We start from the raw sequence: 23,995 nt of genomic DNA on the forward strand, positions 1-23,995 counted from the left end.
CTGTCCCGCCGTCCGGTGCTGTCCCGCCGTCCGGTCCGTGCGACAGAATGATGCCATGCCGACGACGCGAGCGCCCCGCGACCTGGCCGACGCGCGGTACGTGCACGCGCTCGACGACACCGCGGACGAGCTCGTCGTCGGCGAGGCCGTGGCCCTCGACGTCCAGCCGGCCGGCATCGCGCTCCGCATCGCCGCGGGGCTGCTCGACGGGGTGTGCCTGGTCGTCCTCTACCTGATGCTGCTGCTCGGGATGTCCCGGCTGTGGCCGAGCGGCCTCGACCCCGCGTGGGGAGCCGCCCTGTCGATCGGGGTCCTCGTCGTGGTGCTCGTGCTCGTCCCGGCTGCGCTGGAGACCGTCACCCGCGGTCGGAGCGTCGGCCGGTTCGCCGCCGGCACCCGGGTCGTGCGGCTCGACGGCGGTGCGGTCGGCTTCCGGCACGCGATCACCCGCGCGCTCGTCGGCCTGCTGGAGCTGTGGGGCTCGTTCGGGTCGATCGCCCTGGTCGTCGCCCTGTTCGGCAGTCGGTCGCGGCGCCTCGGGGACCTGCTCGCGGGGACCGTCGTGCAGCACGAGCGGGCCGTCCGGCACCGTCCGGCCCATGTGCTCCTGCCCGTCGAGCTCACCGCGTGGGCCGGCACCGCCGACGTCTCGGCGCTGCCGCACCGGCTCGAGAACCGCCTGGGTGCGTTCTTCCGCGGGGCCGCCGACCTGGCGCCGGCGGCTCGGGTGGCGACGGCCGAGCGGCTCGCCGCCGAGGTCGTCCCGCACGTGCACCCGCTGCCGCCCGTACCCGCCGAGGTGTTCCTGGCCGGGGTCGTCGTGCTGCGGCGGGACCGGGACACCCGGGCGCTGCGTGCCCGGGCGGCCGTGCTCGACCGGGCCGCCGCGGCCGCGACGGGACGGCCGCCGGGCTTCCCGCGCTGACGCGCCGACGTGCCCGCGGCACGCCGCCGCGCCGGCTCAGTACCGGTAGCGGTCGGGCTTGTACGGCCCCTCGACCGGGACGCCGATGTAGTCGGCCTGCTCCGGCCGGAGTTCGGTGAGCCGGACGCCGAGGGCGTCGAGGTGCAGCCGCGCGACCTTCTCGTCGAGGTGCTTCGGCAGGACGTGCACGCCCGTCGGGTACGCGTCGCGCCGGGTGTGCAGCTCGATCTGGGCGAGCACCTGGTTCGTGAACGAGGTGCTCATCACGAACGACGGGTGACCCGTCGCGTTGCCGAGGTTCATCAGACGCCCCTCGCTGAGGACCAGGACCGAGCGACCGTTCGGCAGCCGCCACTCGTGCACCTGCGGCTTGATCTCGACGCGCTCGGCGCCGGCGAGTCCCTCGAGCCCGGCCATGTCGATCTCGTTGTCGAAATGCCCGACGTTCGCCACGACCGCGAGGTGCTTGAGCGCGAGCAGGTCCTCGACCCCGACGACCCCGAGGTTGCCGGTGCACGTCACGACGATGTCGACCTCGCCCGCGACGTCCGCGAGCCGGGCGACCTGGTAGCCGTCCATCGCGGCCTGCAGTGCGCAGATCGGGTCGACCTCGGACACGATGACCCGCGCACCCTGTCCGCGCAGCGCCTCGGCCGCGCCCTTGCCGACGTCGCCGTACCCGACCACGAAGGCGACCTTGCCGCCGATCAGGACGTCGGTCGCGCGGTTCAGGCCGTCCGGGAGCGAGTGCCGGATGCCGTACTTGTTGTCGAACTTCGACTTCGTCACCGAGTCGTTCACGTTGATCGCCGGGAAGCGGAGCTGTCCACGGCGTGCGAGGTCGTACAGGCGGTGCACGCCGGTCGTGGTCTCCTCGGTGACGCCCTGCACGTCCGCCGCGATCCGGGTCCAGCGGTCGCTCGACGCGCGCAGCGACTCCGCGACGGTGTCGAGCACGATCCGCCACTCGGCGCTCGCGTCCGCGGCGGGCTCCGGCGCGGACCCGGCTGCCTCGGCGTCGGCGCCGGTGTGCAGCAGCATGGTCGCGTCGCCGCCGTCGTCCAGGATCAGGTTCGGTCCGGCCCAGTCGGCACCGACCTCGGCAGCCTCGGCGCTCCAGTCGAAGATCCGGCTCGTGCACCACCAGTACTCCTCGAGCGTCTCGCCCTTCCAAGCGAACACCGGGACACCGTCGGGGGCGTCGACCGTGCCGTGCGGGCCGACCGCGACCGCTGCGGCCGCCTCGTCCTGCGTGGAGAAGATGTTGCAGCTCGCCCAGCGCACCTGCGCGCCGAGCGCCACGAGCGTCTCGATGAGCACCGCGGTCTGCACCGTCATGTGCAGCGACCCGGCGATGCGCGCGCCGGCGAGCGGCTGCGCGGCGCCGAACTCCTCGCGGAGCGACATCAGACCCGGCATCTCGTTCTCGGCGAGGCGGATCTGGTGGCGTCCGGCCGCTGCGAGCGACAGGTCGGCGACGCGGAACGGTGCTGCGGTGGAGGTCTCGGTGGCCATGTGGTCGAGTCTTCCACGCCGCGTCCCGTCGGTCACGGGTCGGCCAGCGGACGGACAGGAGGCGCGGTGTCAGTCCGTCGGCTGACGGAGCGGTCCGCGACGCACCACGTCCCACCCGCGCGGGACCCGGAGCCGCGCGGCGTGCCGCGCGCAGAGGTCGTAGCCGTGCGGCTCGACGCGCGTGGAGAGGGGTCCGACGACGACCATCGAGTCGGCGTAGTCGTACGTCAGGGTCGCCGAGGCGCTCGCGCCACAGGCGACCTTGCTGCAGATCCGTACGTCCATACCGGACTCGACCCTAGCGGAGCACGGCCGTGCCGGCCCTCCGGTCGCCGCCCGCGCCCGTCCCGCCGCGTACGATGACGGGATGCGTCGCAAGCCCCCGATCGTCACCCCCGTCGACCGCGGCCGAGGTCGCTCCCGACACGGGCGCGGCGGTCGGTCGAGCGTCACCGGACCGGAGCTCGCGCCCGTGATCACCCGTGCCGAGGCCTTCGACCGGATCGTCGGGGACACCGCGCACTACCTGCTCGGGCTCTGGCCGGAGGACCTGGCGGGCGTGGTGTTCCTCGTCGCGGACATGCCCACCGACGCCGCGCTGCCCGACCACATGCCGCGGTGGCGGGTCGACCGCGACGCCCGCCGTGTGACGCTCTTCCGGATCCCGGTGGAGCGTGTGACCCACAGCCCGGAGAAGGACGACACCGACCGGCGGGCCATCGTCGAGACGGCCGTCTTCCGGGCCGTGGGCGAACTCCTCGACAAGGACCCGTGGGACCTTGCCCCGGACCGCTACCGCCACTGGTGACCCCCAGGGCCCGTCGCAGGATCAGGGCCTGTGCATGATCACGGCCTGTGCTTGATCAGGGGTAGACGCGCAGCGGCGTGGACTCCTCGGTCGCGGGACGGATCGGGAAGCCCGAGATGCCGTCCGAGCCGGCGTAGGTGACCCCGGCGACCAGACCCTCGGTCCCCGTCATGACGAGCTGCTTCGAGACCGGCACCGTCACGGTCGCCATGCCGTCCGAGGCGACGGTCACGCGCTGACGGTCGTCGCCGGACCGGATGGTGACGGTGGCGTCGCTCCGCGTCGGGTTGACGAACGTCATCCGCTGGGCCGAACCGGGCGCGAGGGCCGTGATCGTGCTGTCGGTGAGCGGCTCCGCCGAGGCGAACCACCCGAGGTCGGTCCGCCCGTCGTCGGTCGGGCTCGTGCTCCGGACGCCCGTGACGACGGGCTCGGTCGACGAGATCGTGAACGCGTAGCGACCGTCCGGGAAGTCGTCGAGCGCGACGTCGGTCACCACTCCGGGCTCGGCCGTCGTGTTCACCGTGGAGCCGCCGCCGTCCGCGGTGCTGATGCCGAGCGTGACGCGCGCGGCACGCGACCCCGGGACGAACAGCCGGACGACGGGCGCGGCGTCCGCGGTGTCGTCACCGCGCTGCGCCTCCTGCGTCTTCTCGAGCACGACCGCGGGGACGACCTGCTTCGTCGAGGGTGCGGCTCCCCCGGACACGACGTCGTAGCCGCCGGGGGTGAGCGTCCGGACGACGCTCTCCTGCATGTGCGCGACGATCTGGCCGCCGGTCGAGGTGACGTGCACCACGGTCGACGCCTGGTCGGCGACGAAGCCCGACAGGGGCACGACCTTCTGGGTGTTCGGCGCCACGACGATGCCGTTCGTGCCGGGGGCGCTGACGGTGCCGTTCGCGTCGTAGACCGCCAGGTCGACCGTGGCGTTCACGTCGGTCGGGTTGGACAGCGTGACGAGTGTCGTCCGCCCGGTCTCCGTCGAGCCGCCCACGAGCCAGGTCGACTGGCTCGGGTCGTCACAGGACGCGGAGGCCGTGCCGACGAGGTCGCCGGAGGACACGGTCTGGCTGCTGCTGCCGGCGACCTGCGGGGTCGTGTCACCGGCCGGGGCGGTGAGGAGCTCCGGCTCGCTGCCGCCCGTGGTCGAGGAGCCGAGCGTCGAGCGGTCGACCGTCGAGCCGGTCGTCGCCGACGCGACCGTGGCGCTGCCGACGGTGCTCGCGCGGGTGGCGTCGTTCCCGGCGTCGTCGGACAGCCGGAGCGCGCTGCCGGCGCACACGCGCTCGGCCGCGGCGGGCACCGGGGTCACGGTCCGGCCGGCGGGGCGGACGGGCTCGGCGGACGTGCCGATCGCGTGCGCCGCGGTCACGGCCCCGGCGGCGACGACGACGGCCACGGCGGTTGCGGTGCCGCGGAGGACCCACCGGCGGACGGCGGCGTGGTCGGTGCTCATTCGTCGCGCTCCTCGTCGAAGGTGGTGGCGGGCTCCTCGGCCTCGATGACGTTGCTGGTCGCCCGACGGCGGCGCGGCGCGGTCGGCACGGCGAGCAGTGCGGCGGCGCCGAACACGATGCCGAGCACGACCAGGTACAGCACGTGCGTGGCCTGGGTCGCCGCCGATCCGCCGGTGACCCGGTCGACCTGGCCGTCGTAGTGGAACAGGCGGCCGGTGGCGGTCTCGCCGATGCTCGTGAACCGGGCGTCCTGGCCGATGGCGCCGGCGGCCCGGCCGTACACGGCCTGCGCGGCGTCGTCGGACGGCGCGTCCTGCAGGAGCACGAACGAGATGCCGAGCTCCCGGAGCGCGGGTTCGGGGTCGTAGCCGCTCCGGCTCGCGAGGTTGCCCGCGAGCGTGGTCAGTCGCGTACCGGCCGGGCTGAGGCGGAGCGCGGTCGCGTCGAGCGTCGACTGGTCGTCGAGCGTGGAGCCCTGCCCGCGTTCGAGCGCGACCGCGAGGGACCCGTCGGGCTGCGGGTCCACGACGAGCGTGCCGACGTCCGGGTTCGCCTGCGCCTCGGCGTTGACGTAGGCGCTGAGCACGCGGCCGGTCGTCGGCGCGACCACGGCGTTCCCGAGCGTGAACGCGGCGAACGCCGGGGCGACGGCGATCCCGACGAAGACGGTCGCGACGAGGCCCGTGGCCGGAGCGGTCCGCGGCAGGACGTCGATCCCGACGCACGCGGCGAGCACCAGGGCGAGCCAGTACACCGACAGCGCGCTGCCGGGCCAGACGATGGTGGTCGTCGAGCCGACCCCGGTCACGGTCAGGTGCGTGGCTCCGAAGGCGGTGGCGTACCCGACGAGGGCGAGGACGAGGGCGGCGCCCGCGACGTGCCAGCGGTGACCGAGGAGCGAGCCGATCGCCAGGAGCGCGACGGGCAGCGCGAGCACGGCCATCACGATCGGCAGCGCGACGAGCACCGCACCGGCGTCGATCGACCCGACGACCGGCAGCCAGCCGTTCCAGTCCGGCAGCGGCTGGCCGATCGCCAGCTGGAGCGCGGACGGCGCACGGGTGGCCGAGGGCACGCCCGGGTCGGCGAAGACCGCGAGCGGGTTGCCCCGTGCGATCTGCTCGAGCACGAGCGGCAGGAAGAGCACCACGGTCGGCACCGGGATGAACACGCGCCGGTGCGCCCGGCGCCAGCCGACGACCACCGAGACGAGCCAGCCGAGCAGGGGCACGGGCAGCAGCGACGGGGCCGACGCGGCGACGACCGCGAACAGCAGCGACGCCCCGGACGCCCAGGCCCACGAGCGGTGTGCCTCGAGGACCGCGAGCACGAGCCACGGGAGGGTCAGGTGGGCGATCACGGCACCGAGGTGCCCGGTCGTGACGGCACCGATCAAGGACGGCGCGATGGCGTACAGCGCCGCGCCGACCACGGGCACCCAGGATCGGGTGGTGACCTTGCGCACCGCGAACCACGCGCCGAGGGCGGAGACCGGCATCGCGAGCAGCATCACGAGCACGACCGAGGTCGAGGGCGACCAGGCGGTGATGCTCCCGAGGAGCGCGACGACGGCCGCGAACGGGTCGCTCGGGCCGGTGGATCCGGTCCCGATGGAGTGCCAGCCGTAGCCGACGTTCTGCCAGAGCCGTCCGACGTCGGTGCTCAGCGGCAGGAGACCCCCGCCGGTCAGCGCCGGGGTGCCGAGCAGCGGCCAGAGCGTCACGACGCTGAGCACGGCCGCGGCGAGCACCACCCAGACACCGCCGTCACCGAGGAACGACGCCCGCGCGATCGGGGCGTCCTCGACCCGGGCGAGCTCGACGTCGCGCGTGGTGGTGCGGTGCTCGTGGAGGCGTCGCCAGCTCACCCGGAGTGGTTCGACCGCCGCCCAGCCGACGCGGCGCGTGCGCTGCGCGTTGCGACGGGCACGGCGGACCCCGCTGCCGAAGGCGACCGAGAACGCCGCGGCGAGCTCGCCCGACACCGCGGCGGGGTGCTTCGCCACCAGGTGCCCGATCGCACGACCGATCGCGAACGGCACGAGCGTGAGCCAGTGCAGCCAGAGCAGCCCGGCGGGAGCGTAGGTCAGTCGACGGTGCAGCTGCGCCTGCCGGTGCGCCCGCACCCGGCGGGCCTCGGAGACGCGCTTGCGGCCGAACTCCTCGATCGGACCGGCGCTCGTGACACGGGCCTCCGGGACCACGGCCACGCGGTGCCCCGCGAGGCGCGCTCGGATGCAGAAGTCGAGGGCGGCGTCGACGTCGGGCAGCGCCGGGTCGAAGCCGCCGAGGTCGCGCCAGACCGAGCGACGCACGAGCATGCCGGCCGCAGCGACGCCGAGCACGTCGGTGTGCCGGTCGTGCTGCCCCTGGTCGAGTTCGTCCTGCACGAGCGTGAGCGAGCGACCGGCGCGCGTCGTGCTCTCGCCGAACGCGCGGATCAGCGACGGGTCGTCGACCGCGACGAGCTTGGGGCCGGCGACGACGACGGACGGTGCGATCTCGACGGCGGACAGCATCTCCGCGAGGGCGGTCGGTGCCGGCGCGTTGTCGTGGCCCAGGATCCAGAGCCACTCCTCGGCGGGCTCGTCGTCGGGCGCGACCGGCGCCTCGCGTTCGCCGCGTGCGACCGCCTCCCCGAAGGGACGTCCGGCCGGGAGCCGGACCAGCTCGGCGGATCCGCCGAGGGCGATGTCGGCCGTCGAGCCGTCGGTCGACCCGAGGTCGACGACGACGAGGTTCTCGGGGTGCCGGGTCTGCCCGACGAGACCGTCGATGGTCCGGTCGAGGTGCTCCCCGCCGTTCGCGGTGACGAGCACCGCCGTGACGCGGGGTCGGCCGGTCCGGGCCTGGTCCGGCCGGGACTCGTCGACCCGCGGCCGACCGTCGTCGGACCGGGACCGGTCGGACTCGGGACGGGGCAGGGACTGCGCGGGACTGGTCTGCATGACGCGCGTCACTCTACGGTCTGGAGGCGCGGTGCCGGTCCGCCGGGACGGCGTGCCGTGAACCTGTGGGTCCGGTCACGGTGCCGTGTGCGTCGGGCGCGCGCCGTGCCTCCAGGCCGGTCGCCGCGACGGACGCGAGCCGCTAGGCGCGACGGCGCAGCTTGCGGCGTTCGCGCTCGGACAGGCCGCCCCAGATCCCGAAGCGCTCGTCGTTCTCGAGGGCGTACTCGAGGCACTGCGACCGGACCTCGCACGAGGTGCAGATCTTCTTGGCCTCGCGCGTCGAGCCGCCCTTCTCGGGGAAGAAGGCCTCGGGGTCGGTCTGCGCGCACAGCGAGTCGACCTGCCACGAGAGCGGGTTCTCCTCGTCGGCGTCGGGACGGCGGACACCGGGCACCCCGAGGGACACGGGGTCGACGTGCCAGTCCTCCGGCACTCCGGCGTTGAAGTCGGCACCGTTCACCCTGATCACCCCTGACGTCTCGACTGCGGTCACCACGACCGAGGTCGCTTGCCTGTAATTACAGCGGTGTGATTCCCGAGAGTCAAGTCGCGGATCATAGAAGGCACTGAGCGCCGCGGCGTGTCATGTCCCCCGTACGGGCGTGTCGCGAGCGTTCTGTCCGGCCGTCGGGGGACAAGAACGCCCGCGGAGCGCGGTCAGCCGATGCGGCGGCGTGCTTCCCAGGCGCTCGTCACCATCTCGTCGAGCGAGTGCCGCATGGCCCACTCGAGGTCGCGCGCTGCGGCCTCGCCCGTCGCGACGATCCGCGCGGGGTCGCCCGGCCGGCGGGGTGCGACCTCCGGCTCGAACGCGATCCCGGTGCCGGAGGCCATCGCGTCCATGATCTGTCGCACGCTCACGCCGTCGCCGCTGCCGAGGTTGTAGGCGCGCTGCAGGGGCTCCCCCGCCTCGAGCTTCCGGGCCGCGACCGCGTGCGAGTGCGCGAGGTCGGCGACGTGGATGTAGTCGCGGACGCAGGTGCCGTCCGGGGTGGCGTAGTCGTCGCCGTTGATCCGGGGCGTCCGACCGGCGAGCAGGGCGTCGAAGACCAGCGGGAACAGGTTGTGGGGGCTCGCGTCGTACAGGTCCGGCTCCCCCGACCCGACGACGTTGAAGTAGCGGAGGGACGTCGTCGTGAAGCCGGCGGCGACCTCCATGTCCCGCAGCAGCCACTCGCCGATGAGCTTCGACTCGCCGTACGGGGACTCCGGCGCCTTCGGGGTGTCCTCGACCACGGTCTCGACGTCCGGCGTGCCGTACACGGCCGCGCTCGACGAGAAGACCGCCTTCGTGACGCCGTTCTCGGCCATCGCGCGCAGGAGCGTCGCGGTGCCGGTGACGTTCTGCTCGTAGGTGTGCAGCGGGCGCTCGACCGAGACGCCGGCGTACTTGAACCCGGCCACGTGCACGACACCGGTCACCGCGTGGTCACGGAGCGTCCGGGCGACGAGCTCGCCGTCCAGGATGGTGCCCTCGACGAACGGGACGTCCTCGGGGACGAACGCCCGGAAGCCGCTCGACAGGTCGTCGAGTGCGACCGTCTCGATGCCGGCGGCGCGCAGGGCGCGGACGACGTGGGACCCGATGTACCCGGCACCGCCGGTGACCAGCCAACTCATGCTCGTCACGCTAGCGGACCGGGCGACCCCGGCCGACCGACCCGGGCTGCGTGTCCGGGTCCGGCTGGGTCCGGGACAGGTCGGGTCCGGGCGCCGGTCGGTCCGGCTCGGGGGTCAGGCTCCCGTCGCGAAGAAGACCGTGGAGGTCAGGCCGGAGGCGACGTCCGCCTCGACCGTGACGTCGCCCTCGTCCGGGGTGACGAAGCAGGACTCGCCCTGGCGGAGCAGGGTCGCCGAGGTGGCGCCGACGAGCGTCACCACGCCCTCGGTGCAGATCGCGATCGACGGTCCGGTCAGCGGTGCGACCCCACCCGTCGCGAGGCCGACCGGGCGCCCCTCGCCGGTGACGCGGAGGAGCGCGAAGCCGACCCCCTCCGGTGCGAAGCGGTCCACGCCCGGTGCGAGCTGCTCCGGTTCGAGCACGGGTGCGGGGTGGGCCGTGAAGTCGAGGACGTGCAGGAGTTCCGGGACGTCGACGTGCTTCGGCGTCAGCCCGCCGCGCAGGACGTTGTCCGAGGGGGCCATGAGCTCGACCCCGAGCCCGTCCAGGTACGCGTGGATGTTCCCGGCGGCCAGGTACATCGCCTGACCAGCGGTGAGCGTCACGCGGTGCATGAGCAGCGACACGACGATCCCCGGGTCGCCCGGGTACGCGGTGGTGAGGTCGCGCACGGTCCGGGTGTTCGGGGTGGCGGCGTCGTCCGGCAGCGCGGCGGCGAGGTCGCTCGCCGCCTGGACCACGGCGAGCGCCGACGGATCGGCGGTCTCGAGCCAGCTGACGGTGTCCTCGAGCCCGTGGGCCAGGTGCACGCGGAGCGCGCCGAGCCGACCGGAACCGGCATCGAGCAGGTCGACGTCCGCCAGGGCCTCCTCGACGGGGCGGAACCCGCTGAGCGCCTCGAAGCGCTCGCTGAGCGCCACGACGAGCTCGGGCTTCGGGAACGGGTCCTTGTAGTTCCGGGCCGGGTCGTCGATCGGGACGCCGGCTGCTTCCTCGCGCGCGAAGCCCTCCTGCGCCTGCTCTGGCGTGGGGTGCGCCTGCAGGGACAGCGGTGCGGCGGCGGCGAGGATCTTGAGCAGGAACGGCAGTCCGGTGCGGTCCGGTCCGAGTGCTGCCTCGGGCTCTGCGGCGATCCACTCGAGGAGCGTGTCCGCGCCACCGACGGTCGCGGGGTTCACCACGACGCTCGGGCTGCCGGGGTGCGCACCGAGCCAGAGCTCGGCCTGCGGGGCGCCGGTGACGGTGCGGCCGAGGAGTTCGGGGATCGCGGTGACGGAACCCCACGCGTAGTCGCGCGGGGTGTTCGTGATGCCGAGGAACATGTGCCGAGCGTAGCGGGCGGTTAGCCTGTCCCCCGTGACGAACACCTGGCCGATCGCCCGTGGGACCGTGCCCGAGCGCGAGGCCTTCGCCCTCGGCGCCGCGGTCGTCGGCGTCCTGTTCGCGGGCGACGCCGTCCCGAACACGCTCACCTGGTACGGCGCCGCGGTCGTCTGGGCCGCGCTCGGCGGGTGGGGCGTCTCGGTCGTCGTGCGCGCCCGACCCTCCCTCGCCCGGACACCGCGCGCGCTCTGGGTGTTCCTGGGCTGGTGCCTGCTGACCGTCGCGTGGTCGCACTGGCGCACCGCGACGCTCGCGAGCATGGTCGCGCAGGTCCTGTGCGTCCTGGTGGCGTTCGCGATCGCGTCGACGCTGTCGTGGCGGCGGGTCCTCGACGCCGTCTCGCTCGCGATGCGGTGGGTGCTCGGCCTGTCGCTGCTGTTCGAGGCCGTCGTCGCCGTGGTCGTCCGGCACCCGATCGCACCGATCTGGACCGACTACGGCGACCGGAAGATCCCGGACGCCTTCTACTTCTCACGCGCGGAGCTCTTGACGGGCGGGCGGATCCAGGGCCTCCCCGGCAACGCCAACCTGCTCGCGATGGTCGCGCTCCTGGCCCTGGTGGCCGTCGCCGTGCAGCTCGCCGAGGGGCGCATCCGCCGCGACCGGGCCGTCGTGTGGCTCGTGCTCGGGGTCCTCGTGCTCGCCCTGACACGCTCGTCGACGGTGCTCGTCGCAGCCGCGGTCGTCGCGGTCGCGGCCGTCGTCGCGGTGTGGGTGCGGCGGGTGCCGAGCGGCCGTCGGGCGCCGCGGTACGCCGTGGTGGCGGTCGGCGCGGTGGTCCTCGCCGTGCTGGCGCTCGTCGGACGCGGCGCGCTCACCGCGGTCCTCGGCAAGTCGTCGGACCTGACCGGCCGCGGCGAGATCTGGACGGCGGTCCTCGGCCTGGTCGACCGACACCCGGTCGTCGGTTCGGGCTGGATCGGCTACTGGTGGCCGAACATCCCGGAGCTCGCCGACATCGCGCACCGGAACGGCGTGGTGTACCTGCAGGCGCACGACGCGTACCTGGACGTCTGGATGCAGACCGGGATCGTCGGCCTGGTGCTCTTCGGGCTGTACGTGCTGTCGACCCTCGTCCGGTCCTGGTGGTGCGCGACCCGGACCGGCTACGGCGCGGACCTGCGGCCCCGGGCGTTCGACCCCGTCACGCTCTTCCCGCTGCTCGTCGTCGTCGCCCTGCTCGTGCAGTCCGTCGCCGAGTCGCGCCTGCTCTACCAGGGGAACTGGGTGCTCTTCGCGCTCATCGCGATCAAGACCAGGAACGTGCTCGTCGGCGAGGAGCCACCCTCGGTCGGTGACGGCCCCCGCATCCCGGTCGCCGCCCGAGCCTTCCGCGGGTCGAACGCCACGGCCGCCGACCAGCGCTAGCGGTCCCGCAGCACCAGGGCGCAGGGCACCTGCGCCGCCCACGGGACCGTCCGCACGTCGAGCACCGCGGCGGGGTCGGCACGGCAGACGCCGACCGAGGACTCGACCTGCGGTGCCCACTCCGGTCCGTCGCTGCGGTTCGTCCGACCGGGGGCGGCGTTCGCGACGGCCGTCGTGACGACCAGCGCGACCAGGCACCATCCGAGGCCGACGCGGAGGACGCGCACCGCGCCTCCTGTCCGGGTCGGCCGTCGGCGGCGGGAGCCCGTCGGGTGGCCCTCACCCTGTCGGACCCACCGGTCGCCCGCGAGGGCCGCCGCTGCGACGACCACGGCGGACAGCAGCAGCATGCCCGCGGCGGCGGCGTAGCGGTTCGGTCCGATCGCGGCCAGGGCCGGGCCGGCGATCGAGCCCCACCGGCCGTTCGCCGAGCGGTTCGCGACGAGGGCCGCGGTCCAGACGCCAGCCGAACCGAGCACCAGCGCGACGAGGACCCAGCGGGTGCGCCAGCCGGCCACGAGGAACGCGGCGAGGACCGCGGCGGCGATCCCGACCGCCGGCAGCAGCACGACCCACCAGCCGTGGCGGGCCACGGCGGACCCGACGGCGGCGACGTCGCGGTCCCACAGCCCACCGAAGGGGACCAACAGGTAGCCGCGCACCACGTCGCCCACGGACGGGTCCCCCGGGCGGGAGAGGCGTTCCGTCGTCAGGGCGGCGACCACCTGCAGGGTGCACCCGAGCAGCGCCGCGACGGTCACGGGCAGCGCACGGAGACGGTCCCGTGCAACGGGTGTGGCCCGCCGGCCGGTGAGGCCGCGGGCGGGCCACCACGCCAGCGCGAGGAGCGGCAGGAACAGGAGCGTCTGGAGCTCCGTCAGGGTCGCCGCGAGGGTCAGCAGAGCGACGACGACGGCCCCCCACCAGGTGCGCGCCCGGTACGAGAACAGCCACGGGACGAGGGCCATCGCGTACGAGTGCAGGTTGGCGACGTTGCCGCTGATCTCGACCGGCGCGAGCGGCAGGACGACCGGGACCGCCGCCAGGACGAGTCGGAACGGCCAGGGGCGCACGACGTCGCGGGACAGCAGGAAGATCGACGCGGCGACGACGCCGACGACGGCGCACGCCGACGCGGACAGTGTCAGGGCGTACTGCTCGACCGGGCGGTGCACCGCGAGGTCCACGAGCAGGCGCGGGACGAGGTGGACGTAGCCGGCGTAGGGCCGCAGCAGCGTGTCGCCGGCGCCGTACGCGAGCTGCTCGCGGAGGAAGACCCCGCCGTCCTCGGCCCAGGTCGTCGCGCGGGTCACCGGGCCGAGGCGCCACCAGGCGAGCGCCGCCGCAGCCAGCGCGACGAGGACGGCTGCGAGCGCCCGGACGACCGCGCGGCGACCGGGACGGCCGGGCGCGGTGCGCTCGGGGGCGGCGTGCGCGTCTCCGGCGTGCTCCGGGTCCGCGTGCACCGGGGCGGCGTGCTCGTCCATCGGGGCGAGAACCTATCCGAGATATCGACGACCAGCCATATCGACGCTCCGCGATGCCCGCGGCGGACTCTCCACGAGGTGCGAGAGGATGGTCGGGTGACGGACCGGACGGTGAGCAGGCGTGCGCTCGCGCGCCGGTACCTGTCCGCCTGGATCGGGTTCTCGGCGGGCGGGCGCTTCAGCCAGGCCCTGGCGACCGCGGTCCTGCTCTTCGCGTTCGGGCAGCCGGCCGTGCACGCGATGGTCGGTACCGCCGGCTCGTGGGCGGCCCTCGCGACCCTCGTGGTCCTCGCCGGCCTGAGCCTGCTCGGACAGCGCTACCGCATCGAGTGGCACGGCGTGCTGCCGCTGTCGCTGTTGGCCTTCGTCGGGTTCTGCGCCCTCAGCGTGCTGTGGAGCCAGTACTCGTGGGTCGCCCTGCGCGGGTTCGCGTCCACCGTCTGCTTCGTCGGGCTCGGGCTCTACCTGGCGCTCGGCCGGGACCTCGTGCAGGTCATCCGCGCGGCCGGCGACGCGTTCCGCATCCTGCTCGTCGTCGCCCTCGGGCTCGAGGTGCTGTCCGGACTCGTGCTCGACGTGCCGTTCCCCGCGTTCGGCATCCGTGGGGACATCGCCTACGGCGGCCCGATCCAGGGCATCGGCGGCACCCGCAACTTCATGGGCTTCGTCGCCGCGGTCGCCCTCGTCACGTTCGTCGTCGAGTTCCTCACCCGGTCGGTCACCACCTGGCGGGCCGTCGCGTCGACCACCCTCGCCGTGATCGCCCTGATGCTCGTGCAGTCACCGATCACGGGCATCGCGATGATCGCGCTCGCCGTGACCGCGCTCGCGCTGTGGTCGCTGCGGCACGCCAGACCGGCCACCAGACCGGTGGTCAACGCGGTGCTCGGCGCGGTGGTGCTCGGCATGGTGACCCTCGGGCTGGCGCTCCGGCACCGGGTGCTCGCGGAGATCGGTGCGGCGGGCGGCACGGCGACGCGCCTGGAGCTGTGGGAGCAGATCCGGGTGCTCGGTGCGCAGTTCCCGATGCAGGGCTGGGGCTGGGTCGGTACGTGGCCGAGCGAGGCCGTGTTCCCGTTCACGACCCTGGTCGACCCCGCCGGCGCGCGGTTCACGTCCGGCCTCAACGCGTTCGTCGACGCCTACCTGCAGATCGGGCTCGCCGGAACACTCCTGCTCGCGGTCGCCGCGGGGCTCGCGTTCGCCCGCGCCTGGGTGACGGCGACGACCTTCCCCGGTGTCGCGTACGTCTGGCCCGCGGCCGTCCTGGTCCTGCTCGGCGTCACGAGCACGGCCGAGAGCTACCTGCTGCACGGGGCCGGGCTGATGCTGTTCACGGCCGTGATCGTCGTGGCGGCGCGGCGGCGGTCGTGGCGTCGGCACCTGCCCCGCGACCAGGGCTGACCCCCGCGGCTTGCTAGGGTCGCGGGGTGCGCCTCCCCCTGCTCGAACGCATCGCGGTGTGCCTCGTCGTCGCACTGTCCTGCGTCCTGAACCTCGGTCAGAAGCTGCTGTGCACGGTGCCCCAGCCGGCCGACGTCTCCCGCGCCGAGTACGTCAACCGCTTCGGCTGCTGGTCCGACGTCGCTGCGCTCTGGAACAACCGCGGCCTCGCGCAGCACGTCTTCCCGTACGTGCACGGCACCTGGCGTGGTGACCCGCCCGTCCTCGGCGGCGGGACGGTCGAGTACCCGACCGCGACCGGCGTCTGGGTCTGGCTGACCTCCCTGCCGGTCGACTCGGCGCGCGGCTTCCTGGTCGTCACGGCCGTGGTCGCCGCCGTGCTCGCGGTGCTCGTGACGCTCGCCCTGCAGCGCATCGCCGGACGTCGCGCCTGGGTCTTCGCGGCCACCCCGCCGCTCGCGCTGTACGCGGTCTACAACTGGGACGTCCTGCCGGTCGCCAGCACCGTCGCCGCCCTGCTCGTCGCGACCGCACCACCACGCTCGTGGTCGCCGCTGCTCCGGTGGGCCCTCGCCGGGGCGCTGCTCGGGCTCGGTGGCGCCTTCAAGCTCTACCCGCTGATGTTCCTCGGTGCCCTGGCGGTCGCCGCGCTCCTCGACCGCGATGCCCCGTGGTCCGAGCGGGTGCGGCGCACCGCGGTCACCGTCGGCTCGGGCGTCGGGGTCGTGCTCGTCGCCAACGTGCCGTTCGCCCTCGTCAACTACAAGGGGGGTCGTCGGTCTTCCGCTTCCAGGCGGAGCGTCCGATCGGTCCGTCCACGCTGACGATCTGGTACTACGGCCTGCTCCCCTGGTCCGCGGACCTCGACGGGCCGATGCAGGGGACGATGGCGACCCTCGCCACCGTGACGACGGCGGTCGGGGTCCTCGCGGTCCTGGCCGTCACGGTGCTCCGCGCACTCCGGACGGGTCGGACGCCGTGGATCCAGTCGTCGGCGGCCATGCTGTGCGTCTACATGGTGGCGAACAAGGTGGACTCGCCCCAGTACGTGCTCTGGCTGCTGCCGTTCTTCGTGGTGCTGCGCATCGGCGGCTGGTGGGTCACCGCGTACCTCGTCACCGACGTGTGCCTGACGGTCGGCTTCTTCCGGAACGGGTACTACGACGCGGTGGGGCAGACCGGGGAGACCTGGGCCGGGCAGATGCTGACGGCCGCGATCTGGATCCGCGCCGTGCTCCTCGTCGTGTTCGTCGTGCGGTTCCTGCGCGCCGAGGCGGTGCGGCGTGCCGCCGGAGGGCCACAGGACGACCGCACCGCCCCGGAGCCTGCCCAGGGAACGCGACGACGCGGCTCCCCGGTGGGGACCGCGTCGTCGTAGCGGAGGAAGGACCGACGCTGCGTCAGCGCGTGCCGGCGTCGCCGTGCTGCTCCTGCGGGGCGGGCTGCTGCTCGGGGTGGTCGACGGGCAGCCGACGCGTCGAGGTGCCCGGCGCGGAGTACGTCAGGTAGTTCAACCGGCTCGTCTCCCGGCGCAGGCGCGTGACGCCCTCGAGGATGAAGCCGAGGATCCAGGTCAGGAACGCGATCACCATGAGCGACGCGGCCAGGAACGCCGTCGGGAAGCGCGGCACGAGCCCGGTCCGTCCGAACTCGATGAAGAGCGGGATGGCCAGGACGACGGCGACGATCGCGAAGAGAGCGCCCATGATGCCGTGGAACAGCACGGGCCGCTCGAAGCGGATGAGGTGCGCGATGAGCGACAGGATCTTGAAGCCGTCACTGTAGGTGTTCAGCTTCGACTCGGTGCCCTCGGCGCGGTCCTTGAAGCCGACCGGGACCTCGGTGTGCGGGACGCGGAGGTTCATCACGTGCACGGTGAGCTCGGTCTCGGTCTCGAACTCGCGGGACAGGGCGGGGAACGACTTCACGAAGCGGCGGGACATCACCCGGTACCCGCTGAGCATGTCGGACACCGGCGTGCCGAACAGCTTGCCCACGACACGGTTGAACATCCGGTTCCCGGCCTCGTGGCCCGGGCGGTACGCGGTGGCGTCCGGGTCGTCCTGGCGCACGCCGAGGACGTGGTCGTACGGGCCGTCGAGCAGCGTGCGGATCATCTCCGGCGCGGCCGCGGTGTCGTACGTGTCGTCGCCGTCGATCATCAGGTAGACGTCGGCGTCGATGTCCCCGAAGGCACGACGGATGACGTTGCCCTTGCCCTTCGTGTGCTCGTACCGGACCTCGGCGCCGGCGCGGCGGGCGACCTCGTCCGTGCCGTCCGTGCTGTTGTTGTCGTAGACGTAGACGTGGATCCCGGGCACCGCTGCCTTGAGGTCGGTGACGACCTTGTGGATGGCCGGTGCCTCGTTGTGGCAGGGCACGATGGCGGCGATGACGAGGTCGTCGTGAGTCACGGGTAGGGTCCTTCAGTGGTCGTGGATCCGTCGAGCGGCGGGGATGCGAGCACGATTCCCCGTGCGAGAGGCTAACAGGTGCGCGAATCCGGCTGGAGCCGTCGCGCCCGAGGAGAGGACGACGTGTCGAACGCAACTGGATGGTTCCTCGGACACCTGCGCCGCGGGGGGTCGTTCCTCGTCGTCGGGGGTGTCGGGTTCGTCGTCGACGCGGCCGTCTACAACGCGCTCGTGTTCTGGGGAGGGCACGGTCCGCTGTTCTCGCTCCCCCTGGTCGGGAAGATCATCGCGATCGCCGTGGCGAGCGTCGTGACCTACTTCGGCAGCCGCCTCTGGACCTACCGCGACCGCGCGGACGCGCAGACCTTCAGGAGCTTCGCCGTCTTCGCGCTGCTCAACGTCGTCGCGATCCTCCTGCAGCTCGGGTGCCTCGGCTTCTCCCGCTACGTCCTGCACCTCGACTCACCGATCGCCGACAACGTCTCCGGGACCCTGATCGGCCAGGCGGTCGCGACGGTGTTCCGCTACTTCGCCTACGGCAGGTGGGTCTTCACGGCCCGGCGGGACAGCGCCGAGGAAGCCGTCGCGGACGTCGCCTGAGCCGACTCAGACCCGCACGGTCCTGCAGCCGAGGACCGCGTTCTCGCCCGGTCCGACCGTGATCGCGTAGGCGCACAGCTGGTGCTGTCCAGCCCCGAGGGCGATGGCCCTGGACCACCCCGTCTGCAGCGGTGCCCCCGGGACGGACCGCTGCACGTCGGCACGCGGGAGCGAGGTGGTCACCGCGCCGAGGTAGGCCGCGCCCTCGTACACGCGCACCGTGACCGGCGTTCCGTCCGGGTCGTACGCCCAGCCGCTCACGGTCGCCGTCCCGTCCCCTGCGACGACCGAGTCGAAGCTCCCCCGCGCGTCGTGCGAGGTGTCGGTCCGCACCGTCACCGATCGGCACCCGAGCACGGTGTTCGCCCCGGCACCCGTGTTGATCGCGTACGCGCACACCGAGTGTGTGCCGACCCCGAGCGACAGCGGTGCCCGGAACCCGCTCTGCAGCGGAGCGTCCGGGTGACCGCGCTGCACGTCCGTTCTCGGCACGGCGGTGACCGCCGAGCCGAGGTAGGTCGCACCCTCGTAGAACCGGACGGTCGTCGACGGAGCGTCCGGGTCGTACGCCCAACCGTCGACGGACGCGCCGGTGCCCGTCGCCGTGACGGAGTCGAAGCTCCCGAGCGGGTCGTGCCCCGCAGGCGCCGCGACCGTCGTGGTCCGGCACCCGAGGACCGTGTTCTGACCGGCCCCGGCGTTGATCGCGTAGGCGCAAACGGTGTGCTGGCCGGCCGGCATGGTGAGGGTGGCCCGGAAGCCGCTCGTCAGGGGTGCGGCAGGGTACCCGCGCTGCACGTCGCTCCGGGCCAGCGTCGTGGTCGTCTGCCCGAGGTACGTGGCGCCCTCGTAGAACCGGACGACCGTCGACGCCGCGTCCTGGTCTAACGACCAGCCGCCGACCGTGACGTTGCCCGCACCGCCGACGAGGCTCTCGTACGAGCCCTTCGGGTCGTGGGACGGATCACGCTGCACGTCGACCACGGACGAGGACAGGGCGGACTGCGAGCCGACGCCCGGGTGCTCGATCGTGACCCGGACCTCGTACTTCCCGGCGGCCATCGAGCCGAGCGCGAACGGCACGGTGTTCGTCCCCTGGGCCACCGGGACGTCGGAGGCGATCGGCGTCCAGCTCGTCGAACCGCCCGCCTGGACCGCCACCTCGGCGGTGGCGCCCGACACCCACGCAGCATCGTGGAAGCGCACGGTCGTCGCGCCGACTGCACGCGGGTCCGCGCGGAGGTGGATCGCACGCAGGTGCCAGACGAGGGCGCTCGGGTCCTCGTTCGGGTCGAACCGGAACTGGGAGACGGTCCGACCCGACCATCCGCGGCGTGGTGCCAGCGCGTCCTCGTCGAGTGAGTCCCGGGCCGTCAGGTCGATGTCGATCGTCCCTGCGTTCTGCCCGGAGTAGGTGAGGATGTCGTTCCCGATCTGCGGGACGGACGAGCCCTGCGCCGCCCAGATCACCCGCACGACCTTGCCGCCGCCGGGAGCCGCGGCGAGGGAGTACGAGCCGTCGTACGAGTAGTCGATGGAGAGGTTGTGGTACTCCGAGCCGCTGAACGGGGAGACCGGCATCTGGATCTGCGGGTCGCCGAGGTCCGGACCGGTGTTCCGAGCGACCATGCCGGTGTCGTCGTAGCGGAGCACCGAGGCACTCGCGATCGCGAAGCCGGAGGCCGCCGCCGGGTCGTTCGCGAACTCCCAGGGGCGTCTGCCCTGCGCGGTGGCGAGGTCCTCGCCCTCCGACGGGTTCGGCGAGTCGACGACCGGCTGCGGTCGAGCCGCCACGGAGAACGAACCGTGGTCTCCCGGCGGGTAGGCGGCGTGCGGCCCACCGGCGCCGTGCAGTCGCGTCCAGTCGATCGTCGCCGTCCCGGACCCGCCGGCGGGCACGACCACCGGGTCGAGCCGCAGCGCGACGACCTTCGCATCGGTCCACGGCACCTTGCCCTGGAGCGTGGAGGCGCGGTCGAGCGGAAGGTCGTACACCGTGGACCCGCTCGTCACGGGGAACGTGATCCCGCCGCCGCACGCCGCGGTCTGCGCGCGGCAGGTCCACCAGTAGACCGCGCCGATCCGGTTCGAGAACGGCTGGTCCATGCTGAACGAGAGACTGCGGTACCTCGACGTGTCCACGGGGTGCAGGGACCCGTCGCGGCCTGCCGGGAGGCTCCCGGCGACGCTCTGGACCAGGGTGACCTGGTCTCCCGGCACCAGCGAGACCCGCAGGTGCCCGCCGGTGACGGAGGTCGGGCTCCCGGTCTCGTCGGTGTTCTGGTCGGCGGCGTCGGAGTAGTCCCACGCGTCGCCGTAGGTGTCGGACGCGAAGTCCGGGGCCTCCGGCTCCGCGGTCGCGGCGTGCGCTGCCGGCGGCGCGGCCACGACCGCGGCCGCTGCTGCCCCGAAGGCGAGCGAAGCCGCCGCGGTCAGCGCGACGACGTGCCTGGTGAACCGTCTGGTCGACTGCATGCTGCCCCTGCCCCTCGCTGGCCGCGACACCGCGGCTGTCGTGATCCGCGTCGTTCCCGGCGCGCTCTGTCCCTCGCTGTGGCCCGTCCGCATGGAAGCCCCGGTGCGGCTCCGGGACCGCGTCAGCCCACCGTCACCGTCTTGCACCCGAGCACCGCGTTGTCGCCGCCCGAGGCGTTGATCGCGTACGCGCACACCGAGTGTCGGCCGGGCCCGGCGGAGATCGTCCGGTCGAACCCGTGCGCAGCGCCCCACGCCGGGTAGGCGCGGGCGATGTCGCTCCGGTTCGTGTTCGCGATGATCGGGACGCCGGCGCCGTCGACGTAGACGGCGACGACGATCGGGTCCTTCGTGTCGGGGTCGAGCGCCCACCCGTTCACCCGGACACCGCCGCTCACGGCGTTCGCACCGTCGAAGCTGCCGACCGGCAACGGATCCGACACCGTGACCCGCTTGCACCCGAGGGTCGCGTTCCCGTTCGGGCTGATGCCGTACACGCACACGTCGTACGTGCCGTTCGCCACCTTCGTCGTCGCGGAGAACCCGTGCCCGCCACCGTAGCCCGGGTAGACGCGCGCGATGTCCGACCGCTGCTGGTCGGCGACGATGCGGCGCCCGGAACCGTTGATGTAGACGTGCACGTCGGCCGGCCCGACCTTGCTGCCGTCGATCGCCCACCCGGAGACGGAGATGGTGTTCCCGAACGACGACACCGAGTCGAGGGACCCGATGGCCGCCTTGCCCGCCGAGGTCACCGTGGAGCACCCGAGGGCGGTGTCGACGCCGGTCTGCACGTTCTTCGCGGTGACGCACACCGCGTGGCTGCCGGCCGTGGCGGGGATGAGCGCGTCGAAGCCGTGCAGTGGACCGGAAGCCGGCCATCCCCTGGCGACGTCCGGACGCGAGACGTCGGCCCGGACCGTCGTCACGACGCCGTCGACGGCGACGGCGACCGAGATCGGGTCGGCCGTCTGCGGATCGATCGCCCAACCGGACACCTGGTAGCCGCCGGGCGCCTGCCGGACCGCGTCGAGCGAGCCGAACGGGGACGCGGACGCGACCGTGACCGTCTGGCACTGGAGCTCGCGGGACGGGTTGACGTTGTCGACGGCGTAGACGCACACCTGGTGCACACCGTCGGGCGCGTTGACGGACGCCGAGAACCCGTGCGCGGCACCCCGACCCGGGTACGCCTTGGCGACGTCGGGACGGTCGAGGTTCGCCTGCACGGCCGTGCCCTTGTCGTCGACGTAGACGTGGACCTGGATGGAGGCCGTCGTCGTCGTGCTGAACGCCCAGCCACCGACGTTCACGACCCCGACCCCGCCGGTGAGCCGCTCCAGGTTGCCGACCGGACGGTTGTCCACGGCGGACGACCCGAACCAGTCGTTGTACAGCCGCCAGAAGTTGCGGTTGCCGTACGCCGAGCAGGAGTCACCCGTGCCGTAGAGGTTGTTCAGCGCCGCCTGGTTCGGCGTGTACGGCGTGTAGTAGTACAGCGCGGCGGTGGCCTTGTTCTGGATGTACACGCTCTTCGTACCGCAGGCCGCGTTCGGGTTGTACTGCACGTTCCGGTTGCCGCCGGGCGCGAACCACGTGAAGTAGTTGCTCGTGCCGGCCGGGTTGCCGTACCGCTTCCACTGCCACGACGCCCAGTAGACCTGGTTGCCGACGCCGGAGTAGGCGGGATCGCAACCACCGTTGGCGCTGTCCGGGCAGGCGTAGCCCATCGCGCGGGCGAGGATGCCGGCGGACGGGTTCCGCGCGGTGCCGCCGTTGACGAGCGCCTGCTCCTTCTGCAGCGTGACGATGATGACCTTGGGGTTGATGCCGCACGCGGCACCGACGCGGGTGATGATCTGCGCGGCCGTCAGCGAGGACCCGCCGGTCACGGCGTTGCACATGGCGTCGGCACCGTGGCTGTTGAGCGAGTAGCGCCCGACGTTCAGGCAGGAGCTGCTCGAGCACGTGCCGATCTGCGCGTTGAGGAAGGTCTGGACCTGCGTCTCGTTCATCCCCCCGCCGTTGTAGAACTCGGAGTCCGGGATGATGTTGCCCGGGTCGAACTGCGAGCCGCTCAACGCGGACGCCCGGTCGTCCTCCGGCGCCCCCGCACCGGACAGCTGGACGCCGACGAGCACGCTCGCGACCGCGAGCACGCTCGCGAGCATGGCGATGACCTTCTTCACGACGGGGGCCTCCCTGTGGCGGCGACTCGGTGTCTGCCACGCGGTCGTCCCGACCGCGCGTGGCCGGGCCCTGATCCGGCGAGTCACGTCTGTCACATCAGGCTACCTGCACCACAGCGATCACACAGCCCCGGATTCGCGCCCCGAACGGGAGGCACGGTGCACGCCCGTCAGGTCGGCATCCGTGGCCGACCCGGTCGCCTGTGCATCCGTGCAGGCGACGGCTCATCCTGTCGGGTCGAGCAGCCGCTCCACGGCGCGTCGCGCCGCCTCGCCCACCGCGTCGCCACGGCGGAGGCGACGCGCGCGCCGGAGGGCGGCAGGGGCCTCCAGGACGATCCCCCGCCACGCGGCAGGCGTGAGCTGCGCGCCGGACGGTCGGACCAGGTCCAGGACCAGCCGCACCAGCGTGCGCAGCACGACGCGGGTGACGAGCCGGCGGGAGCCGTTGCGGACGACGACGAGCAGACGGTTCCGCATGCTCTGGGTCCGCACGAGCGGACCGTCGCTGGCCGAGCTCGCCGCGTGCCGGTGCACGACGACGGCGTCGGGTGCGGAGCGGACGTCGTACCCGGCGAGGCGGAGTCGCCACGCGACGTCGAGGTCCTCGTAGTACATGAACAGGGACTCGTCGAAGCCGCCGACCTCGTCGAGGGGTCCGCGGCGCAGGAACACGGCCCCGCCGGAGAAGCCGAAGAGCGGTGCGTGCTCGGGCGCGTCGTCCACGGGCCGCAACCAGTCGCGGTCCCGCCCGTTGCCGGACCGGTCGAGCACGACCCCCGTGCCGTTCACCAGGGTCTCGCCCACCTCGGCTCGGTGCCAGCGGGCGCCGTCCCGGGCGACGAGGTCCGTGGCCGAGCGCGGCGCGTCGGCCGGCGTCCGGACGAAGCGGCCCTCGAGCACGGCGGTCGCGGCGACCGCCGCGACGGTCGGACCACCGGCGGCGAGCACCGCGAGCCCGCGGTCGAGGAACCCGTGGTCGGCGACCGCGTCGTTGTTGAGGAGCACGACGGTCTCCCCCGACGCCGCCGCGATGCCGCGGGCGACCCCGCCGGCGAACCCGGCGTTGGTCCGTTCGGCGACGACCGTCACACCCGGCAGGTCGGCGCGGTACGCCGCGACGGTGTCGTCGTCGGCCTCGTTCACGACGAGGACCACCTCGACCGACGCCTCGACGCGCTGCGAGAGCACGGACCGGACGGCACGGCGGGTGAGTTCGGGCTGGTGCCAGTCGACGATGACCACGGAGACGTCCACGGGGCCAGTGTCCCAGGTCGCCGGAGGACCCGGACCACGTCCGGTACAGTGGTGCCGCCTTCCGGGGCAGTCCCACGAGCTCCCGGGCCGACCCCACCAGCCGACGTATGGAGATCCGTCCGTGTCCACATCAGCGCCT

Annotated in this window: 19 protein-coding genes; 7 read left to right on the forward strand and 12 right to left on the reverse strand. The window is 73.2% G+C overall.

What is annotated here, in order from left to right; genetic code table 11:
• The first annotated feature begins 55 nt into the window (after positions 1-55).
• Positions 56-925: an RDD family protein gene (locus LQK89_RS10560; protein ID WP_231049066.1), complete on the forward strand. Its 870-nt coding sequence runs from the start codon at positions 56-58 to the stop codon at positions 923-925.
• A gap of 36 nt (positions 926-961) precedes the next feature.
• On the opposite strand, the gene ahcY is transcribed toward LQK89_RS10560, so the two are convergent.
• Positions 962-2,440 carry an adenosylhomocysteinase gene (gene ahcY / locus LQK89_RS10565; RefSeq protein ID WP_231049067.1) on the reverse strand — a complete coding sequence of 493 codons (1,479 nt, stop codon included), beginning with the start codon at positions 2,438-2,440 and terminating at the stop codon, positions 962-964.
• A 69-nt stretch (positions 2,441-2,509) separates the two neighbouring features.
• Positions 2,510-2,725, reverse strand: a complete 216-nt coding sequence (locus tag LQK89_RS10570) for a DUF3499 family protein (protein WP_058742158.1) — start codon at positions 2,723-2,725, stop codon at positions 2,510-2,512.
• A gap of 82 nt (positions 2,726-2,807) precedes the next feature.
• Between LQK89_RS10570 and LQK89_RS10575 the strand changes: the two genes are divergently transcribed.
• Positions 2,808-3,248, forward strand: coding sequence for a metallopeptidase family protein (locus LQK89_RS10575; protein WP_231049068.1), 441 nt, complete (start codon positions 2,808-2,810; stop codon positions 3,246-3,248).
• A 55-nt stretch (positions 3,249-3,303) separates the two neighbouring features.
• Here the strand turns inward: LQK89_RS10575 and LQK89_RS10580 are convergent, their stop codons facing one another.
• From LQK89_RS10580 to manA, 5 genes are all read right to left on the reverse strand, one after another.
• Positions 3,304-4,707, reverse strand: a complete 1,404-nt coding sequence (locus LQK89_RS10580) for a DUF5719 family protein (RefSeq protein WP_231049069.1) — start codon at positions 4,705-4,707, stop codon at positions 3,304-3,306.
• Positions 4,704-7,655 carry a glycosyltransferase family 2 protein gene (locus LQK89_RS10585; RefSeq protein ID WP_231049070.1) on the reverse strand — a complete coding sequence of 984 codons (2,952 nt, stop codon included), beginning with the start codon at positions 7,653-7,655 and terminating at the stop codon, positions 4,704-4,706. The genes LQK89_RS10580 and LQK89_RS10585 overlap by 4 nt, the downstream gene beginning before the upstream one ends.
• A gap of 142 nt (positions 7,656-7,797) precedes the next feature.
• Complete coding sequence (locus tag LQK89_RS10590; protein ID WP_083519982.1) at positions 7,798-8,127, reverse strand: WhiB family transcriptional regulator; 330 nt, start codon at positions 8,125-8,127, stop codon at positions 7,798-7,800.
• A gap of 188 nt (positions 8,128-8,315) precedes the next feature.
• Positions 8,316-9,278, reverse strand: coding sequence for a UDP-glucose 4-epimerase GalE (gene galE / locus LQK89_RS10595; RefSeq protein ID WP_141862094.1), 963 nt, complete (start codon positions 9,276-9,278; stop codon positions 8,316-8,318).
• A gap of 114 nt (positions 9,279-9,392) precedes the next feature.
• The gene (manA, locus tag LQK89_RS10600) at positions 9,393-10,601 is read right to left on the reverse strand and encodes a mannose-6-phosphate isomerase, class I (RefSeq protein ID WP_231049071.1); all 1,209 of its coding nucleotides are present in this window, start codon (positions 10,599-10,601) and stop codon (positions 9,393-9,395) included.
• 34 nt (positions 10,602-10,635) lie between these two features.
• On the opposite strand from manA, the gene LQK89_RS10605 reads away from it, so the two are divergent.
• Positions 10,636-12,030: an O-antigen ligase family protein gene (locus tag LQK89_RS10605; RefSeq protein ID WP_231049072.1), complete on the forward strand. Its 1,395-nt coding sequence runs from the start codon at positions 10,636-10,638 to the stop codon at positions 12,028-12,030.
• On the opposite strand, the gene LQK89_RS10610 is transcribed toward LQK89_RS10605, so the two are convergent.
• A complete protein-coding gene (locus LQK89_RS10610; RefSeq protein ID WP_231049073.1) occupies positions 12,027-13,517 on the reverse strand; it encodes a hypothetical protein in 1,491 nt (496 codons plus the stop codon). The genes LQK89_RS10605 and LQK89_RS10610 overlap by 4 nt on opposite strands.
• Before the next feature lie 96 nt (positions 13,518-13,613).
• On the opposite strand from LQK89_RS10610, the gene LQK89_RS10615 reads away from it, so the two are divergent.
• The 3 genes from LQK89_RS10615 to LQK89_RS10625 all read left to right on the forward strand — a co-directional run bounded on the left by LQK89_RS10615 (position 13,614) and on the right by LQK89_RS10625 (position 16,299).
• Entirely contained in the window at positions 13,614-14,921 is a 1,308-nt protein-coding gene (locus tag LQK89_RS10615) for an exopolysaccharide production protein (protein ID WP_231049074.1), read from the forward strand.
• A gap of 26 nt (positions 14,922-14,947) precedes the next feature.
• Positions 14,948-15,745, forward strand: a complete 798-nt coding sequence (locus LQK89_RS10620) for a hypothetical protein (RefSeq protein ID WP_231049075.1) — start codon at positions 14,948-14,950, stop codon at positions 15,743-15,745.
• A 62-nt stretch (positions 15,746-15,807) separates the two neighbouring features.
• The gene (locus LQK89_RS10625) at positions 15,808-16,299 is read left to right on the forward strand and encodes a hypothetical protein (RefSeq protein ID WP_231049076.1); all 492 of its coding nucleotides are present in this window, start codon (positions 15,808-15,810) and stop codon (positions 16,297-16,299) included.
• Positions 16,300-16,321: 22 nt separating this feature from the next.
• Here the strand turns inward: LQK89_RS10625 and LQK89_RS10630 are convergent, their stop codons facing one another.
• The gene (locus LQK89_RS10630; protein WP_231049077.1) at positions 16,322-17,335 is read right to left on the reverse strand and encodes a glycosyltransferase; all 1,014 of its coding nucleotides are present in this window, start codon (positions 17,333-17,335) and stop codon (positions 16,322-16,324) included.
• A gap of 123 nt (positions 17,336-17,458) precedes the next feature.
• On the opposite strand from LQK89_RS10630, the gene LQK89_RS10635 reads away from it, so the two are divergent.
• Complete coding sequence (locus LQK89_RS10635; RefSeq protein ID WP_231049078.1) at positions 17,459-17,935, forward strand: GtrA family protein; 477 nt, start codon at positions 17,459-17,461, stop codon at positions 17,933-17,935.
• Positions 17,936-17,941: 6 nt separating this feature from the next.
• On the opposite strand, the gene LQK89_RS10640 is transcribed toward LQK89_RS10635, so the two are convergent.
• The 3 genes from LQK89_RS10640 to LQK89_RS10650 all read right to left on the reverse strand — a co-directional run bounded on the left by LQK89_RS10640 (position 17,942) and on the right by LQK89_RS10650 (position 23,856).
• A complete protein-coding gene (locus tag LQK89_RS10640) occupies positions 17,942-20,410 on the reverse strand; it encodes a hypothetical protein (protein ID WP_231049079.1) in 2,469 nt (822 codons plus the stop codon).
• A 122-nt stretch (positions 20,411-20,532) separates the two neighbouring features.
• A complete protein-coding gene (locus tag LQK89_RS10645) occupies positions 20,533-22,599 on the reverse strand; it encodes a hypothetical protein (protein ID WP_231049080.1) in 2,067 nt (688 codons plus the stop codon).
• Between the two features lie 225 nt (positions 22,600-22,824).
• Positions 22,825-23,856 carry a glycosyltransferase family 2 protein gene (locus tag LQK89_RS10650; protein ID WP_231049081.1) on the reverse strand — a complete coding sequence of 344 codons (1,032 nt, stop codon included), beginning with the start codon at positions 23,854-23,856 and terminating at the stop codon, positions 22,825-22,827.
• Positions 23,857-23,995 lie beyond the last annotated feature (139 nt).

Source organism: Curtobacterium sp. C1, from assembly GCF_021049325.1.
GTDB classification, from domain to species: domain Bacteria; phylum Actinomycetota; class Actinomycetes; order Actinomycetales; family Microbacteriaceae; genus Curtobacterium; species Curtobacterium citreum.